This is a genomic window from Microbacterium sp. (assembly GCF_051860965.1).
Lineage (GTDB): Bacteria > Actinomycetota > Actinomycetes > Actinomycetales > Microbacteriaceae > Microbacterium.
Genome location: NZ_JBIMKU010000002.1, coordinates 448088 through 463610 on the forward strand (window position 1 = coordinate 448088; position 15523 = coordinate 463610).

Consider the following 15523-nt stretch of genomic DNA (forward strand, 5'->3'; position numbering starts at 1 on the left):
GGCAGCGGATCGTCAGGAGTCGAAGTCCATGTCCGGCGTCTCCGTCGCGCCGATCGAGGCGTCCTCGCTGCCCCAGATCACGTCCGCGTCGACATCCCACGTGCTCTCGGTGGACGAGGTGAGCTCCTCGTTGAAGGAGCCGTCCGCCATCCAGCTCTGCGAGCCGTCGTTGAACGAATCGTCGGTCGTCTCGTGCGTCGAGCTGTCGGTCCACGACGAGCTGTCGACCTCGGAGTTGTACGAGCCCTCGATGGTGACGACGTCGGTCGTGTTGTTCAGGTTGATGTCGCCACCGGCGTTGAAGTCCGTCGAGCGGTCCACCGACTGGCTCAGGTTGACATCGCCGCCTGCGGCGAACGATCCGTTGCCGGATGCCACGATCGCGGTGTTCCCGCCGACTCCCTCGACCTCGCCGCCGGCCCCCACGTTGCCGTTGAAGGACTGGTCGACGATCGTGTTCTGGTTGTTGACCCACACGTCGCCGCTGCCGCCGCCCGCGCCGCCGAGCGACACGTCGCCGAAGCCCGTGTCGTAGCTGCGCGAGCCGACCTCGATCGAGTGGTCGGTCATCGACTCGTCCATGTAGGAGTTGTACGAGCCCGCGACATGCTCGAACGAGTACGCGTTGCCGGATCCGTTCGTCGAGTTGTCGGAGTGGTCGTCGGTCGAGTTGTCGGAGCCGTCGTTGTACGACCCCTCGATGCCGGTCGTCATGTCGTGCGAGTCGACGTTGCCGACGCCGTCGAGCGAGACATCGGCGTTGCCGCTGCCGTTGACCGAGTTGTCGGTGTTGCCGCTGCCGCTGATGTCGGTCATCGAGTTGCCGCTGCCGTTGACCGAGTCGTCGGAGTTGCCCACGCCGTTGAGGTCGGCCGCGAAGCTCGTGTTGTTGGTGGTGTTGGTGGTGTTGTTCGAGTCCCGCACCTTCGTGTTGAACGAGTCGTCGAAGTCCTCGAGGTCGTAGTCGGCCATGATCTTCTGCTTCCTGTCGTGAAGTGGTCAGTGTCTGGGGCCCGGCCGCCGGCACGGAGCACCGGCGGCCGGGGATCGGTTCAGCCCGCGAAGTCGATCGACGCGTCGGAGCTGTCGATGATCGCGCTGATGTCGGTGGTGACGTCGGTGCTCTCGAAGAGGTCGTTCGTCTCGTTGAACGAGTCGGTGGCGGTGTAGTCCTCGGAGTAGTCGTTGAACGACCCGCTGACGTCGCTGTGGGTGGAGCTGTCCTCCCAGCTGGAGTTGTCCTCCCAGCTGTTGTAGGAGTCCGTGATGTTCACCACCGACGTCTCGTTGCCGATGTTGATGTCGCCCTCGGCTGCCGAGAAGCTCGTTGAGTTGTCGACGTTCGTGGTGAGGTTGACGTCTCCCGCTGCGGCGATCGAGTCATCCCCCGAGGCGACGACGGCGTGGCTGCCGCCCGCGCCCCACGCCCCGCCGGCCACGTTCGCGTTGAACGACTGGTCGATGATCGTGTTCTGGTTGTTGACCATCGTGTCGCCGTCGCCGCCGGCGCCCGAGCCGCCACCGAGGCTGACACTGCCGAAGCCGGTGCTGTAGTCGCGGTTGCCCACGTGGATCGAGTTGTCCGTCGTCGAGGCGTCGGTCCAGGAGTTGTACGAGTCCTCGGTCACCATCTCGGACCACGAGTTGTTCGAGTCGTTCGTCGAGTTGTCGCTGTTGTCGTCGACCGAGTTGTCGGAGTTGTCGTTGTACGAGTCCGTGGTCTGCATCCAGCTGTCGTTCGAGTCCTCGTTGAACGAGTCCGACACGTCGACGGCGAGGTTGCCGCTGTCGTTGATGGAGTTGTCCTCGTTCCACGAGTCGGCGATGCCGAGGTCCGTGTTGCCGCTGTCGTTCGTGGAGCTGTCCTCGTTGTATGAGTCGTCCACGGCGACGCCGAGGTTGGCGTTGTTGGTGGTGTTCTCGGTGTTGCCCGAGTTCCAGGTCCCCGTGTTGAAGGAGCTGTCGTACTCGGTGGTGTCGATGTCGTCCATGGGTTCCATCCCTTTTCCGGGGCAGTGCCCCACGTGCGGTTGATCGTGGTCTCACGCTACGAGCGGGCCCCGCGGGGGCACATCGGGGATGCATACGGGGCATCCGCACACGCGGGACGGGGATTCGGGGGGACCTCCAGGGATCGCGAGGGGGGATCCCCCGTCGGCCATAGGGTGAGGGGATGGATGCTGCGGAGCTCACGGCGCTGCTCACCCCGGAGGGCCTGCGCCTTCTCGATGCGCTGCCGCCGATCGAGTCCGCTGACGACGTCGCCCGGGTTGTCACGCGACTGCGCAAGGACGGCCACTCACCCGATCTCGTCTCGGCGGTCGTCGGGCAGGCGCGACTGCGGGTCAAGGCTCGCGCGAAGTTCGGCGAATTCGCGCAGCGCATGCTCTTCACACGCGCGGGGCTCGAGCAGGCGACCCGCCTGCCGGTCGCGGCTCGGCACGCCGCCCGCTTCCGCGATGCCGGCATGACCGACGTCGCAGACCTCGGGTGCGGGATCGGCGGCGATGCCCTCGGCCTGGCGGGGCTCGGCCTGCGCTTGCGGGCGGTCGACGCCGACGAGACCACCGCCGCGATCGCGGCCTACAACCTCGCGCCGTTCGCCGACGCGGTCTCCGTCACCCACGGCACGGCCGAGACATCCGATCTCTCCGGAATCGACGCCGTCTGGCTCGACCCCGCCCGGCGTACGTCGGGCCATACCGAGACGACGCGCACACGGCCGGAGGACTGGTCGCCGTCGCTGGACTGGGTGTTCGCCCTCGCGGCACGCGTGCCGGCCGGGGTCAAGCTCGGTCCGGGCCTCGACCGCGACCTCATCCCCGACGACGTCGAGGCGCAGTGGGTGAGTGCAGACGGCTCGACGATCGAGCTCGTGCTCTGGTCACGGCCGCTCGCCCGCCCGGGCGTGCGGCGCGCCGCCCTCGTCGTGCGCGGCGACGCGGCGCACGAGCTGACGTCGGCGACGGATGCGGCGGACGAGCCCGTCCGCGAGCTCGGCGCCTACCTGCACGAGCCCGACGGCGCCGTCATCCGCGCGCGTCTCATCGGCGATGTCGCCCGGGCTCTGCAGGCGGGGATGCTCGACGAGCGCATCGCCTACCTGACGTCGGATGCCGCGCTGACCAGTCCCTTCGTCGCGAGCTTCCGCGTCCGCGAAGTCCTCCCCGCCGACCCGAAGGCGCTCTCTCGCGCACTGCGCGAGCGCGGCATCGGCCGGCTCGAGATCAAGAAGCGCGGCGTCGACATCGATCCGGCACGACTGCGGACGCAGCTCAAGCTCCGGGGCGACGCATCGGCGACGCTGTTCGTGACCCGCATCGGCAGCAAGCGCACGGCGATCCTCGCCGATCGCGTCTGAGCGACGGCGCGGTCCACCCGGCGTCAGCCGAACAGGTTGGCCCGGCTTGCCGCCCGCCACAGCCAGCCGGCGCTGTAGAGCACCGAGACCAGCCCGAGGATGAGCGCCCACACCGCGACCTGCCGGCTCTCGAAGGGTCGACGCAGGGCGACGATCGCCGTGATGGCCGCGACGAGACCGATCGGGAAGCCCCATCCGACGACGAGCGACACGACGAGACCGATGATCGAGATGCCCAGGGCCCATCCGGCGAGTCCGCGAGAGACGGGGACGGGCGGCGCCCACTCCAGCGGCGCATCGAGGGTCGGCGCCGACTGGGTCGTCACGTTCACCGGCGCGGTCGGGAGGCGCTGGAACCCGCCGCGGTGCATCCCCGGCAGCGCGGAGGAGCCCGCCGTGGCGTCGACGTCGGGCGATGCCGCGTCGACGATGGGCTTCGGACGCTCGTCACCATGAGGGATCGTCATGACGCCCCCTCCTCATCGACCTGGATCTCGGTGACCGGGAGCGTGGAATCGGCGCCGAACGCGAGCGTCGACGGGCGCCGACCCGACATGATCAGCTGCGACGCGAGGGCCGCGATCATCGCACCGTTGTCGGTGCACAGCGAAAGCGGCGGGATGCGCACGGCGACTCCCGCCGCCTCGCCGCGCGTGAGCGCGACCTCGCGCAGCCGGCGGTTGGCGATGACGCCGCCACCCAGCAGCAGACGGGGAACGTCGTGGTCCTTGCATGCCGCCAGCGCCTTGGTCACGAGCACGTCGACGACGGATTCCCGGAACGATGCCGCGACATCGGCGACGGGAACAGGCCGGCCCTCTGCCTGGCGCTGCTCGATCCAGCGCGCGACGGCGGTCTTCAGGCCGGAGAACGAGAAGTCGTAGCGGTGCTTCGCCATGTCCGACGCGCGGGACAGTCCGCGCGGGAAGCGGATCGCGTCGGGGTCGCCGGATGCGGCGGCACGATCGATCTCGGGGCCGCCCGGGTAGGGCAGGCCGAGGATGCGGGCGATCTTGTCGAACGCCTCGCCGGCCGCGTCATCCATCGTCTCGCCGAGCATCTCGACATCGCTCGTGAGATCGCGCACGAGCAGCAGCGACGTGTGCCCGCCGCTCACGAGCAGCGCGACGGTCGGGTACTCCACCTCGTCGCCGGTGAGGAGATCCGCCGCGATGTGGCCGACGAGGTGGTTCACGGCGTAGAGGGGCTTGCCGAGCGAGACGGCGAGCGCCTTGGCGGCGCCGACGCCCACCATGAGCGCACCGGCGAGCCCCGGACCGGATGTGACGGCGATCGCATCGAGGTCGTCGAGGCGGACGGATGCTTCGGCCAGCGCGGTCTCGATCGCGGGCTGCAGCGCCTCGAGATGCGCTCGGGCTGCGACTTCGGGCACGACTCCGCCGTAGCGCGCATGCTCGTCCATCGAGCTCGCGATCGTGTTCGACAGCAGCGTGCGACCCCGCACGATGCCGATGCCGGTCTCGTCGCAGCTCGTCTCGATGCCGAGGACCAACGGCTCCGCGCGGTTCACGTGCACGCCCCCGCATCGGCCGGCTGTGCCGCGCGACCGCGAAGCCAGCCGACGACATCGAGCTTCATCACCACGGCGTCGACATCGTCGGGCTGGTAGTAGCGAGGCCGACGGGCGATCTCGAGGAAGCCCTCCGAGGCGTAGAGGCGCTGGGCGACGGGGTTGTCGGCGCGCACCTCGAGGAACACCTCGCGCACACTCCGCCGCGCGGCTTCGTCGAGGAGCGCCTCGAGCAGCGCGCGGCCGCGACCGCGACCGCGGGAGGCCTCGGCGATCGTGATCGTCTGGACGTCGGCATCCTTCGCCCCCGCCACCGCACGCAGGCCCGCGTAGCCGACGAGTCGGCCCGCGAGCTCGTCGACGATATACCAGCCGTGGCGCGACGCGAGCTCCTCGCGCATCATCGCCTCGGACCACGCATCGGTCGGGAAGGACGTCCGCTCGAGATCCATGATTCCCGCGAGGTCGTCGGGTCCGGCGCGGCGGATCATGCCGTCACCCGCTTCGGCCCGGAGGGCGGCGTCACGTCGGGAGCGCGCAGGTAGAGCGGCTCGCTCGAAGCGAGCTCGCGCCCGGCAGCGAGAGCGCGCGCGGCGACGAGTGCGAGCATGGATGCCGAGACGGATGCCGCATCCCTCCGCTGCGCGCGGAGCTCCGCGAGCACCGCGTCGAGGTCGTCTCGCGGCACGAGGGCGGAGTCGGTCACGCGCACGGGCAGGCCGTCGTCGTCGAGTCCGTCGTAAACGGTGTAGGCGAACTCCTTGCGCCGCGCGTCGGTGACGACGGCGAAGCGCGCGCCCGCGGCATCCGTCATCGCCTCCTCGAGCAGGATGCCGAGAGCGACAGCGTCGTGACTCGGCACCGGAACGACAGCGGCGCCGCGGCCGAGCGCGAAAGCGCGCGCCGCGGCGATCCCGACGCGCAGGCCCGTGAACGGCCCCGGGCCCATGCCCGAGGCGACATGCGTCACATCGACGACATCGGGAGTGAGGGTCGTGCCGATCGGTCCGAAGGCCGCGTCGGCGAGCGCGCGCTGCAGCAGCTGCCCGATCACCTCGGCGTGAGAGAGCGGATCGTCGCTGGATGCCTCGGCCCGCACGACCCCGTCGTCCTCGACGACGGCGACGGCCGTGCCGAGCGAAGTGTCGATGCCGAGGATCACCCTTCCAGGTTAGCCGGGCCCCGTCGGCAATCCGCCGCGCACGGTCGCACCGAACTCCCTGCATGGACGGCATGCGCACGCGATTCCTCGCGCTCGTCACCCGAGAGGGCGATGTGGGACTTCGACGGCAGGCCGTCGGCACGAGCGTCGGACGCGTCGTCGTTCGCGCGGGGCGCCGAAGGACGGCGACCGCGACGATCCTGCTCCATGGCGCTGCCGGCTCCTGGACCACGTGGACGCCGCTCATCGTCGCCTCCGACCGCTCCGGACGACCGCTGCAGGATCTGGTCGTACCCGATCTGCGGGGATGGGGCGAGAGCGGTGCGCTCGATGAGGACACGGACGTCGCGAAGATGGCGGCATCGGTCGCGGAGGTCGCGCGCTCGCTCGGCTACTCGCGGTGGAACGTGGTGGGCCACTCGCTCGGCGGGTTCGTCGCGCTCGAGCTCGCGGCCCGCGAGCCCGCGGCGACCCGGGGCGTCGTGCTCGTCTCGAGCACCGGCGCAGGGGTGATGGATGCCGTCCGCCACCCCTGGCGTGCAGTGGGCCTCCTTCCGGGCTTCGTGGGAATGCTCGTTGCGATGCGGTTGCTGGATGCCACGGGCGCCCTCGGCCGCACGCTCGTTCCCGCTCTGCGGCGGCTCCGCCTGCTGCGACTCGCCGCCGCACCGCTGTTCGCGCATCCGTTCGCGATCGACCGCAGTGTCGTCGACGCGCTGGGCGACGAGATCCGTCCGGGCTCCTTCCTCGCGGCCACGCGCGCGGCCGCCGCGTACGACGAGACGCGCTGGCGGGCCATCTCGGCTCCCGTGTTGTCGCTGCGCGGACGCACCGACGTGTTCGCAGGCCATCACGACGAGAAGATCTTCGCCGCGCTCATCCCCGGGTTCTCGGCGCATCTGATCGCCGGTGCCGGTCACTTCGCGCACATCGAACGACCCGACATCGTGCTCGAGGCGATCCGCTCCACCTTCGACGCGCGGATCGGCACGCGTCGGGCGCGGGCCGGCGTGGCCGCGTGAGCGTCAGGGACGCCGCGCGATCGTGACGCGGCGCGGGGCGTCGGCGTCGAGCTCGGCATCGGCGGCGACGACGCCCGACCCGCGCTCGAGCTCGACCTCCCACCAGACATCGGCGAGGTGCCCTGCCATGCCGCGCCCCCACTCGACGATGACGACCGAGCGGTCCACGTCGATGTCGAGGTCGTCGAGCTCCAGCGCGGAGCCGAGACGGTATGCGTCGACGTGCACGAGAGGAGCGCCCCCGATCAGCGACGGATGCGTGCGGGCGATGACGAAGGTCGGGCTCTGCACGGGCCCCCGCACGCCGAGGCCGGCTGCGATGCCGCGCGTCAAGGTCGTCTTGCCGGCGCCGAGCGCACCGGTCAGCACGACGACGTCGCCGGGTCGCAGCATCCGGCCCATCCGCTCCCCGAGCGCCTCCATCTCGTCGGGCGTCGCGATCTCGCTCTCGCCGACGAGCGGATCGAGACCGCTCACGACACCCACCGGCGCGGGACGCGGGGGCCGACGCGGGTCACGATCTCGTAGTTGACGGTGCTCGCGGCGGCGGCCCAGTCGTCGGCGGCCGGCGCGCCCAGTGTCGGGTCTCCGAAGAGCACGGCCTCGTCGCCGACGGCGACCGGGTGGTCTCCGACGTCGACGACGAACTGATCCATCGCGATGCGCCCCGCGACGCGGAAGTCGGCGTCGCCGATCCGCACGGGGCCGCGCCCCGATGCCTGCCGCGGCACGCCGTCGGCGTAACCCAGCGACACCAGGGCCAGCGTCGTCTCGCCCACGGTGCGGTGGTCGTAGCCGTAGGACACCCCCGTACCCTCGGGCACGCGGCGCACCGCGACGACCGAGCCCCGCAGCGTCATCGCCGGTCGCAGGCCGAGGTCGGCCGACGAGCGATCCGCGAACGGCGACAGACCGTAGATGCCGATTCCCACTCGCACGCAGCCGAGCCGTGCCTCCGGCAGGGCGATCGCGGCGTGCGTGGCCGCGATGTGCCGCAGCGGCGGCGCGAGCCCCGCGGTGGCGGCGACCTCGACGCCGTCGTGGAAGACCCGCAGCGCCGCACGGTCGTCCGCGTCCGAGGCGTTCGAGAGGTGACTGAACAGGCCGATGACCCGAAGACGGCCGATCCGCTCGAGGCGTGCGGCCTCGGCGAACACGATGCGGTAGTCGGCCGGGGCGATCCCGTTGCGGGAGAGACCTGTCTCGAGCTTGAGGTGCACGCCGACGGGGCGGTCGCCGGATGCCGCGGCCGCCGCGGCCTGCAGCTGGTCGTACGACGAGATGCCGAGCTCGATGCCGACCGACGCCGCTTCGCCGAACGAGGTGCCCGGCGCGTGAAGCCACGCGAGGACCGGAGCCATGATGCCGCCGCGACGCAGCGCCATCGCCTCGCCGATGTCCGCGACGCCCAGACGCGTGGCACCGCCCTCGAGCGCCGCCACGGCGGAGCGCACGGCACCGTGCCCGTACCCGTCGGCCTTGACGACGGCGATGACCTCGGACTCGGTGAGTCGGCGGAGGTGTCGCACGTTCGCCGTGATCGCGCCGACGTCGATCGTCGCCTCGCGCATGACCCCCGCGGGCAGCGCGCTCATCGCGGACCACCTGAGCCGGCCCCCGTGGCAGGATCCGGATCTTCCGCTGTCGCCCGCCCCGTTCCGGTGCGCTCCTGCGGATCCGACGACGACTCGGCGATGACGTACGCCGTGGCGAACCCGCCGTCGTGCGACATCGACAGGTGGAGGGTCGCGATGCCCTTCTCTGCGACGACGTCGGCGGTCGAGCCCGTGAGCGTGAACCACGGACGACCGGATGCCTCGGGCGTGATCTCGATCTCGGTCCAGTGCACGCCCTCGGAGCCGCCGAGGGCCTTGATGAGGGCCTCCTTCGCGGCGTAGCGCGCGGCGAGGGACCTCGGCGGGCGGAGCCGCTCGGCGTCGGTGAAGAGTCGCGCGGCCAGGCGCGGAGTGCGCTCCAGCGCACGCTCGAAGCGGCCGATGTCGACGAGGTCGACGCCGATCCCGACGATCATGTGGTTCCCTCCGCACGCCGCTTCGCGGCATCCGTCACACTATCGTCCGCGAGAAAGGGGACGGCCTACTCGACGGTGACGGACTTCGCGAGGTTGCGCGGCTGATCGACGTCGAGGCCCTTCGCGGTCGCGAGACCCATCGCGAAGATGTGCAGCGGCACGACGGCGAGGAGCGGCTCGAAGAGCGGACCGGCCAGCGGGATGCGCAGCACCTCGTCGGCGAAGGGCAGCACGGCGGCGTCGCCCTCTTCCGCGATGACGATCACGCGGGCCCCGCGCGCGCGGATCTCCTGGATGTTCGAGACGACCTTCTTGTGCAGCTCCGACGACTCGCGCGGCGACGGCACGATGACGAAGACGGGCTGGCCGGGCTCGATGAGCGCGATGGGGCCGTGCTTGAGCTCGCCCGCCGCGAAGCCCTCGGCGTGGATGTAGGAGATCTCCTTGAGCTTGAGCGCACCCTCGAGCGCGATCGGATAGCCCACGTGGCGACCGAGGAACAGCACCGATCGCGTGTCGGCCATCCAGTGCGCGAACTGCTCGATGCGGGACTGCTCGCGCTCGAGGATCTGCGAGATCTTGCCCGGGATGGCTTCGAGCTCGAGCACGTGCTGGGCGGCCTCGGTCGCCGAGATCGAGCCGCGCACCCGGGCGACGTGGAGCGCGAGCAGATAGAGCGCCGTGATCTGCGCGACGAACGCCTTGGTCGAGGCGACGGCGACCTCGGGGCCGGCGTGCGTGTAGATGATCGCGTCGGACTCGCGCGGGATGGTCGCTCCCTGCGTGTTGCAGATCGACAGCGTCTTGGCGCCGCGCTCGCGCGCGTACTTGACCGCCATGAGAGTGTCCATCGTCTCGCCGGACTGGCTGATCGACACGATGAGTGTGTTCGGGCCGATCACGGGGTCGCGGTAGCGGAACTCGTGTGCGAGCTCGACGTCGACCGGCACGCGGGTCCACTGCTCGAGTGCGTACTTGCCGACCTGGCCGGCGTACGCGGCGGTGCCGCAGGCGATGACGATGATGCGGTCGATGCCCACGAACAGCTCGTCGAGACCGTCCAGCTCGGGGATGACGATCTGGCCGTCGCGAACGCGACCGCGGAGCGTGTTGGCGACCGCCTCGGGCTCCTCCGACACCTCCTTGGCCATGAACGAGGACCAGCCGCCCTTGTCGGCGGCTGCGGCATCCCACATCACTTCGAACGGCTCGACCTCGACGGCCTGACCGGCGAAGTCGGTCACCTCGACACCGGACGGCGTGATGGCGACGATCTGGTCCTGCCCGATCGCGAGGGCGCGGCGGGTGTGCTCGACGAACGCGGCGACGTCGGAGCCGAGGAAGTTCTCGCCCTCGCCGAGCCCGATCACGAGCGGGGAGTTGCGCCGCGCGCCGACGACCAGGCCGGGGTGCTCTTCGTGCATGGCGAGGAGGGTGAAAGCGCCTTCGAGACGGGCGGCGATCGCGCGGAACGCCGCGATCAGGTCGCCGCCGTTCGCACGGTACTCGCGGCCCAGCAGCACCGCCGACACCTCGGTGTCGGTCTCGCTGCGGAAGGAGTAGCCCTCGCTCACGAGCTCGGCCTTGAGCTCGGCGAAGTTCTCGATGATCCCGTTGTGGATCACGGCGAGCTTGTCGTCGTCGGCGAGATGCGGGTGCGCGTTGGCGTCGGTCGGCCCGCCGTGGGTCGCCCAGCGCGTGTGGCCGATGCCCGTCGTGCCCTCGTCCATCGGGTGCGCTTCGAGGTCATCCCGCAACACCTGCAGCTTGCCCGCGCGCTTGCGCATCTCGAGGTCGCCGTCGCCGTCGATCACCGCGATGCCCGCGGAATCGTAGCCGCGGTACTCGAGGCGCGACAGGCCCGCGATGAGAATGGGCTGGCTGGGGCGGGGGCCCACATATCCGACGATTCCACACATGAGGTCAATGGTACGAGGCGGGATATGGGAGGACGCCGAACGAACCCGGAAATCCCAGGTCCGTCAGACTTTGCGCAGGAGCACCCGCTCGACGGTGTGATTCGCCGCCTTCTGCAGGACGAGGGTGGCGCGATGCTTGGTCGGCAGCACGTTCTCCAGGAGATTCGGCAGGTTGATGCTGTTCCAGTAACCGAGCGCCCGCTCGATCGCCTCTTCGTCCGACAGATGGGCGAACACATTGAAGAACGAGTTCGGGTTGCTGAACGCCGCGTTGCGCAGCGCGAGGAAGCGCTCGACGTACCACTGCGCGACATGATCGCTGTCGGCGTCGACATAGATCGAGAAGTCGAACAGCTCGCTCACGGCGACGTCGTTCGGCGACGGGGGCGGCTGGAGGACGTTGAGGCCCTCGACGATGACGACATCCGGTCGGCGGACCGTGACACGGGCGTCCGGCACGATGTCGTACTTCATGTGCGAGTAGAACGGAGCGCGCGCCTCGGGCGCACCGCTCTTGACGTTCGTCAGGAACTCCACGAGGGCGCGGCGATCGTAGGACTCGGGGAAGCCCTTGCGCTCCATGAGCCCCCGTCGCTCCAGCTCGGCGTTCGGGTACAGGAACCCGTCGGTCGTGACGAGCTCGACGCGAGGGGTGCCGGGCCAGCGGCTCATGAGCTCGCGCAGCAGGCGCGCGATGGTCGATTTTCCGACGGCGACCGACCCCGCCACCCCGACGACGAACGGGGTCGTCGTGTCGTCCTCGCGCAGGAACGAGCTCGTCTCGGCGCCCAGGCGCTTCGAGCTCGTCGCGTAGAGGCTCAGCAGTCCACTCAGCGGCAGGTAGACCTGCGCGACCTCCGCCATGTCGAGGCGATCGCCGATGCCGCGGATCTGCACGATCTCGGTCTCGGACAGAGGCTGCGTGATGCCGGCCGCCAATCGCGACCATTCCTCGCGGTCGATCTCACGGTAGAGCGAATCGGCGAGGGTGGGAGCCGTGACGGCTTCTTCGGCAGACATCGGGGCCATCGTAGCCGGTGGCGGGGGCCGGACCCGCTACCAGTAGCCTGAATCCGTGCGCCTGGGAGTCCTCGACATCGGCTCGAACACCGTCCATCTGCTCGTCGCCGATGTGCGTCCCGGTGGCAGGCCGCTCGCGACGACGAGCCGCCGGACGGTGCTGCGTCTCATGCGCTACCTCGCACCCGACGGATCGATCAGCGACGAGGGAGTCGCCGCCCTCGTCGCGGCGGTCTCCGAAGCCCGCGCGGTCGCCGCATCCGAGAAGGTGACCGAGCTGCTCGCGACGGCGACCTCGGCGGTGCGCGAGGCGACGAACGGCGCCGAGGTGATCGCCCGGATCGAAGCGGCTCTGGGCCAGCCGCTGCAGGTGCTCGGGGGCGAGACCGAGGCGCGGTTCACCTTCCTCGCCGTGCGCCGCTGGTTCGGATGGGCCGCCGGGCAGATCCTGCTCTTCGACATCGGGGGCGGCTCGCTCGAGCTCGCCGCGGGTGCCGACGAACTGCCGGAGGCCGCGGCATCCGTGCCCCTCGGCGCCGGGCGGATGACGGTGCAGTTCCTCCCCCATGACCCGCCGGGCGAAGCGGACGTCGAGCGACTCCGCGAGCACGCGCGCGCGACGCTCGCGCCGGTCGTCGACACGTTCGCCGCCCAGCCGCGACCCGACCATGTCGTGGGCTCGTCCAAGGCGATCCGCTCGCTCGCGAAGCTCGTCGGCTATCCCGTTCCCGGATGGTCGGGGATCGAGCGGATGCTGCTGCCCCGGGCCGCGCTCGGCTCGTGGATCCCGCGGCTCGCGCGCATCCCGGCCGAGGCGCGGCAGGAGCTTCCCGGCATCACCGCCGACCGGACGTTCCAGATCGTCGCGGCCGCCGTGGTGCTGCACACGGCGATGACCGCGATGGACGTCGACGAGCTCGAGGTCTCGCCGTGGGCGCTGCGCGAAGGAGTGCTGCTGCGCTACATCGAGTCGCTGTCCTGGAACGCCCCCGGCGCCTGAGCGTCAGACCGACAGACGCTCGCGCACGACATCGGCGAGACGCTCGGCGATCTGCTGCGCGACGAGCGCGTCGGATGCCTCGACCATGACCCGCACGAGCTGCTCGGTGCCCGACGCGCGCAGCAGCACGCGACCGGAATCGCCCAGCTCGGCCGTCGCGGCCGCGACGGCCTCCGCGACGCCGTCGTCGTCGACGCGGGTGCGATCGACGCCCTTGACGTTGATGAGCACCTGCGGATAGACGGTCATGACCGATGCGAGCTCGGCGAGGGTCTTGCCCGTGCGGGCCATCTCGCTGACGATGTGCAGGCCCGTGAGCAGGCCGTCGCCCGTCGTGGCGTACTCGCTCATGATGACGTGGCCCGACTGCTCGCCGCCGAGCGAGAAGCCGCCCTCGTTCATGCGCTCGAGGACATAGCGGTCGCCGACGGCGGTCTGCTCGACGCGGATGCCCTGGGCATCCATCGCGCGGTGGAGGCCGAGGTTGCTCATGACGGTCGCCACGAGCGTGTCGTCCTTCAGGTGGCCGCGCTCCTTCATCGAGACCGCGATGATCGCCATGATCTGGTCGCCGTCCACGATGCGGCCGGTCGCGTCGACGGCGAGGCAGCGGTCGGCGTCGCCGTCGTGCGCGATGCCGACGTCCGCGCCGACGCGGACGACGTGCTCCGCGAGCTGTTCGAGGTGGGTCGACCCGACGCCGTCGTTGATGTTGAGGCCGTCGGGGTCGGCTCCGATGACGGTGACCCGGGCGCCGGCATCCCGGAACGTCTCGGGAGAGACTCCGGATGCCGCGCCGTGCGCGCAGTCGAGCACGACGTGCAGGCCGTCGAGCCGGTGCGGCAGCGAGGCGAGCAGGTGGACGACGTAGCGGTCCTCCGCATCGGCGAAGCGGCTGATGCGGCCGACAGCGGCGCCCGTGGGCTGCAGCTTCGGCTGAGTGAGCGCGTGCTCGATCCGCTCTTCGACGACATCGGGCAGCTTGACGCCGCCGCGCGCGAAGATCTTGATGCCGTTGTCGGGCGCGGGATTGTGGGATGCCGACACCATGACGCCGAAGTCGGCGTCGCGGTCGGCGATGAGGAATGCGGCGGCCGGGGTGGGCAGGACGCCGGCGTCGAGGACGTCGACGCCGGATGAAGCGAGACCGGCGGAGACGGCGGCGGCGAGGAACTCACCCGAGATGCGCGGATCGCGGGCGACGACGGCGGTGAGTCGCTTGCCCGCGGCCTTGCGCGCCTCGGCGGTACGGCCCTGGCCCAGGACGACCGCGGTCGCCTGGGCCAGGGTGAGAGCGAGGTCGGCGGTGAGGGGGCCGTTGGCCAGCCCCCGCACGCCGTCCGTGCCGAACAGCGGCATCGGATCGGACTCGCTTTAGCGCTTCGAGTACTGAGGAGCCTTGCGAGCCTTCTTGAGACCCGCCTTCTTGCGCTCCTTGATGCGGGCGTCGCGCGAGAGGAAGCCGGCCTTCTTGAGGGTCGGGCGGTTGTTCTCCGCGTCGATCTCGTTGAGGGCGCGGGCGATGCCGAGGCGCAGGGCGCCGGCCTGACCCGAGGGGCCGCCACCGGAGATGCGCGCGACGACGTCGTACGCGTCGGTGAGGTTCAGCACCGTGAACGGGTCGGTGATGAGCTGCTGGTGGAGCTTGTTCGGGAAGTAGTCCTCGAACGTGCGGCCGTTGATGGTGATGACGCCGGAGCCCGGGACGATGCGCACGCGCGCGATCGCCTCCTTGCGACGGCCGACGGCTGCGCCGGGGACCGAGAGCACGGGGCGCTCGACCGCGACGGCGGTCTGGTCGACGGGGGTCTCCGTCGAGTAGTTGGAATCGGTGGTCTCTTCGATGTTCGCCACGAGGTTGTCCTTAGGTTTCGGTGCGGCGCTTACTGGGCGACCTGGTCGAGGGTGTACGTGGTCGGCTGCTGGGCACCGTGAGGGTGCTCGGCGCCGCGGTAGACCTTGAGCTTCTTCAGCTGGGCCGCACCCAGGCTGTTCTTGGGGAGCATGCCGCGGACGGCCTTCTCGACGGCGCGGACGGGGTTCTTCTCCATCAGCTCGCCGTAGGTGACCGACGACAGGCCGCCCGGGTAGCCCGAGTGGCGGTAGGCCTTCTTCTGCTCGAGCTTGTTGCCCGAGAGCGCCACCTTGTCGGCGTTGATGATGATGACGAAGTCACCCGAGTCGATGTGGTTCGCGAAGGTCGCCTTGTGCTTTCCGCGGAGGAGGGCGGCGGCGTGCGAGGCGAGACGACCGAGGATGACGTCGGTCGCGTCGATGACCAGCCAGTCGCGCTGGACTTCGGCGGCCTTGGGAGTGAAAGTGCGCGTCACAGTAGTGCTGCTTTCTTGATTCGAACGGAGAGGTTCGTGAATCCCACTCCGGGGTGCTTGCCGCCCGAGAGGGGGCAAGACGCCAGTGGAGGGCTCACGTTCGCGATGCCGGCCAGCAGGGCACGGACACCAAGGGTCAATACTAC

At 70.2% G+C, this 15523-nt stretch carries 17 protein-coding genes; 3 read left to right on the forward strand and 14 right to left on the reverse strand.

Translation table 11 applies throughout. From position 1 onward, the window contains the following. Positions 1-12: 12 nt before the first annotated feature. Positions 13-972, reverse strand: a complete 960-nt coding sequence (locus tag ACTIFV_RS05535; RefSeq protein WP_439591771.1) for a hypothetical protein — start codon at positions 970-972, stop codon at positions 13-15. A gap of 80 nt (positions 973-1052) precedes the next feature. Beyond that, complete coding sequence (locus ACTIFV_RS05540; protein ID WP_439591772.1) at positions 1053-1991, reverse strand: hypothetical protein; 939 nt, start codon at positions 1989-1991, stop codon at positions 1053-1055. Positions 1992-2173: 182 nt separating this feature from the next. Between ACTIFV_RS05540 and ACTIFV_RS05545 the strand changes: the two genes are divergently transcribed. After that, positions 2174-3361 (forward strand): THUMP-like domain-containing protein, encoded by a 1188-nt coding sequence (locus ACTIFV_RS05545; RefSeq protein WP_439591773.1) that lies wholly within the window; start codon positions 2174-2176, stop codon positions 3359-3361. A 23-nt stretch (positions 3362-3384) separates the two neighbouring features. On the opposite strand, the gene ACTIFV_RS05550 is transcribed toward ACTIFV_RS05545, so the two are convergent. Genes ACTIFV_RS05550 through tsaB form a run of 4 tightly spaced genes read right to left on the reverse strand, consistent with a single transcriptional unit; the run spans position 3385 to position 6054 of the window. Next, positions 3385-3828 (reverse strand): hypothetical protein, encoded by a 444-nt coding sequence (locus tag ACTIFV_RS05550; protein WP_439591774.1) that lies wholly within the window; start codon positions 3826-3828, stop codon positions 3385-3387. Beyond that, positions 3825-4892, reverse strand: a complete 1068-nt coding sequence (gene tsaD / locus ACTIFV_RS05555) for a tRNA (adenosine(37)-N6)-threonylcarbamoyltransferase complex transferase subunit TsaD (RefSeq protein WP_439591775.1) — start codon at positions 4890-4892, stop codon at positions 3825-3827. The genes ACTIFV_RS05550 and tsaD overlap by 4 nt, the downstream gene beginning before the upstream one ends. Then, entirely contained in the window at positions 4889-5383 is a 495-nt protein-coding gene (rimI, locus tag ACTIFV_RS05560; protein WP_439591776.1) for a ribosomal protein S18-alanine N-acetyltransferase, read from the reverse strand. The genes tsaD and rimI overlap by 4 nt, the downstream gene beginning before the upstream one ends. Next, positions 5380-6054: a tRNA (adenosine(37)-N6)-threonylcarbamoyltransferase complex dimerization subunit type 1 TsaB gene (gene tsaB, locus ACTIFV_RS05565; protein ID WP_439591777.1), complete on the reverse strand. Its 675-nt coding sequence runs from the start codon at positions 6052-6054 to the stop codon at positions 5380-5382. Before tsaB ends, rimI begins: the two co-directional genes overlap by 4 nt. A gap of 71 nt (positions 6055-6125) precedes the next feature. Here tsaB and ACTIFV_RS05570 point away from each other — a divergent pair, with 71 nt between their 5' ends. After that, positions 6126-7076: an alpha/beta fold hydrolase gene (locus tag ACTIFV_RS05570; RefSeq protein ID WP_439591778.1), complete on the forward strand. Its 951-nt coding sequence runs from the start codon at positions 6126-6128 to the stop codon at positions 7074-7076. A 3-nt stretch (positions 7077-7079) separates the two neighbouring features. Here ACTIFV_RS05570 and tsaE read toward each other — a convergent pair whose 3' ends face one another. From tsaE to coaA, 5 genes are all read right to left on the reverse strand, one after another. Continuing rightward, positions 7080-7553 (reverse strand): tRNA (adenosine(37)-N6)-threonylcarbamoyltransferase complex ATPase subunit type 1 TsaE, encoded by a 474-nt coding sequence (gene tsaE / locus ACTIFV_RS05575; RefSeq protein ID WP_439591779.1) that lies wholly within the window; start codon positions 7551-7553, stop codon positions 7080-7082. Then, on the reverse strand, positions 7550-8671 hold the full coding sequence (gene alr / locus ACTIFV_RS05580; RefSeq protein ID WP_439591780.1) for an alanine racemase: 1122 nt from the start codon (positions 8669-8671) through the stop codon (positions 7550-7552). Before alr ends, tsaE begins: the two co-directional genes overlap by 4 nt. Further along, positions 8668-9108, reverse strand: a complete 441-nt coding sequence (locus ACTIFV_RS05585) for a holo-ACP synthase (RefSeq protein ID WP_439591781.1) — start codon at positions 9106-9108, stop codon at positions 8668-8670. The genes alr and ACTIFV_RS05585 overlap by 4 nt, the downstream gene beginning before the upstream one ends. Before the next feature lie 65 nt (positions 9109-9173). Further along, positions 9174-11027, reverse strand: a complete 1854-nt coding sequence (glmS, locus tag ACTIFV_RS05590; protein WP_439591782.1) for a glutamine--fructose-6-phosphate transaminase (isomerizing) — start codon at positions 11025-11027, stop codon at positions 9174-9176. A 63-nt stretch (positions 11028-11090) separates the two neighbouring features. Then, positions 11091-12056, reverse strand: a complete 966-nt coding sequence (gene coaA / locus ACTIFV_RS05595; protein ID WP_439591783.1) for a type I pantothenate kinase — start codon at positions 12054-12056, stop codon at positions 11091-11093. Positions 12057-12102: 46 nt separating this feature from the next. Between coaA and ACTIFV_RS05600 the strand changes: the two genes are divergently transcribed. After that, on the forward strand, positions 12103-13047 hold the full coding sequence (locus ACTIFV_RS05600) for a Ppx/GppA phosphatase family protein (RefSeq protein ID WP_439591784.1): 945 nt from the start codon (positions 12103-12105) through the stop codon (positions 13045-13047). Positions 13048-13050: 3 nt separating this feature from the next. Here the strand turns inward: ACTIFV_RS05600 and glmM are convergent, their stop codons facing one another. The 3 genes from glmM to rplM are packed head-to-tail and all read right to left on the reverse strand — an operon-like array spanning position 13051 to position 15377. After that, positions 13051-14406, reverse strand: coding sequence for a phosphoglucosamine mutase (gene glmM / locus ACTIFV_RS05605; RefSeq protein ID WP_439591785.1), 1356 nt, complete (start codon positions 14404-14406; stop codon positions 13051-13053). Positions 14407-14421: 15 nt separating this feature from the next. After that, complete coding sequence (gene rpsI / locus ACTIFV_RS05610) at positions 14422-14901, reverse strand: 30S ribosomal protein S9 (RefSeq protein ID WP_439591786.1); 480 nt, start codon at positions 14899-14901, stop codon at positions 14422-14424. 29 nt (positions 14902-14930) lie between these two features. Next, a complete protein-coding gene (rplM, locus tag ACTIFV_RS05615; RefSeq protein WP_439591787.1) occupies positions 14931-15377 on the reverse strand; it encodes a 50S ribosomal protein L13 in 447 nt (148 codons plus the stop codon). Positions 15378-15523: the final 146 nt, after the last annotated feature.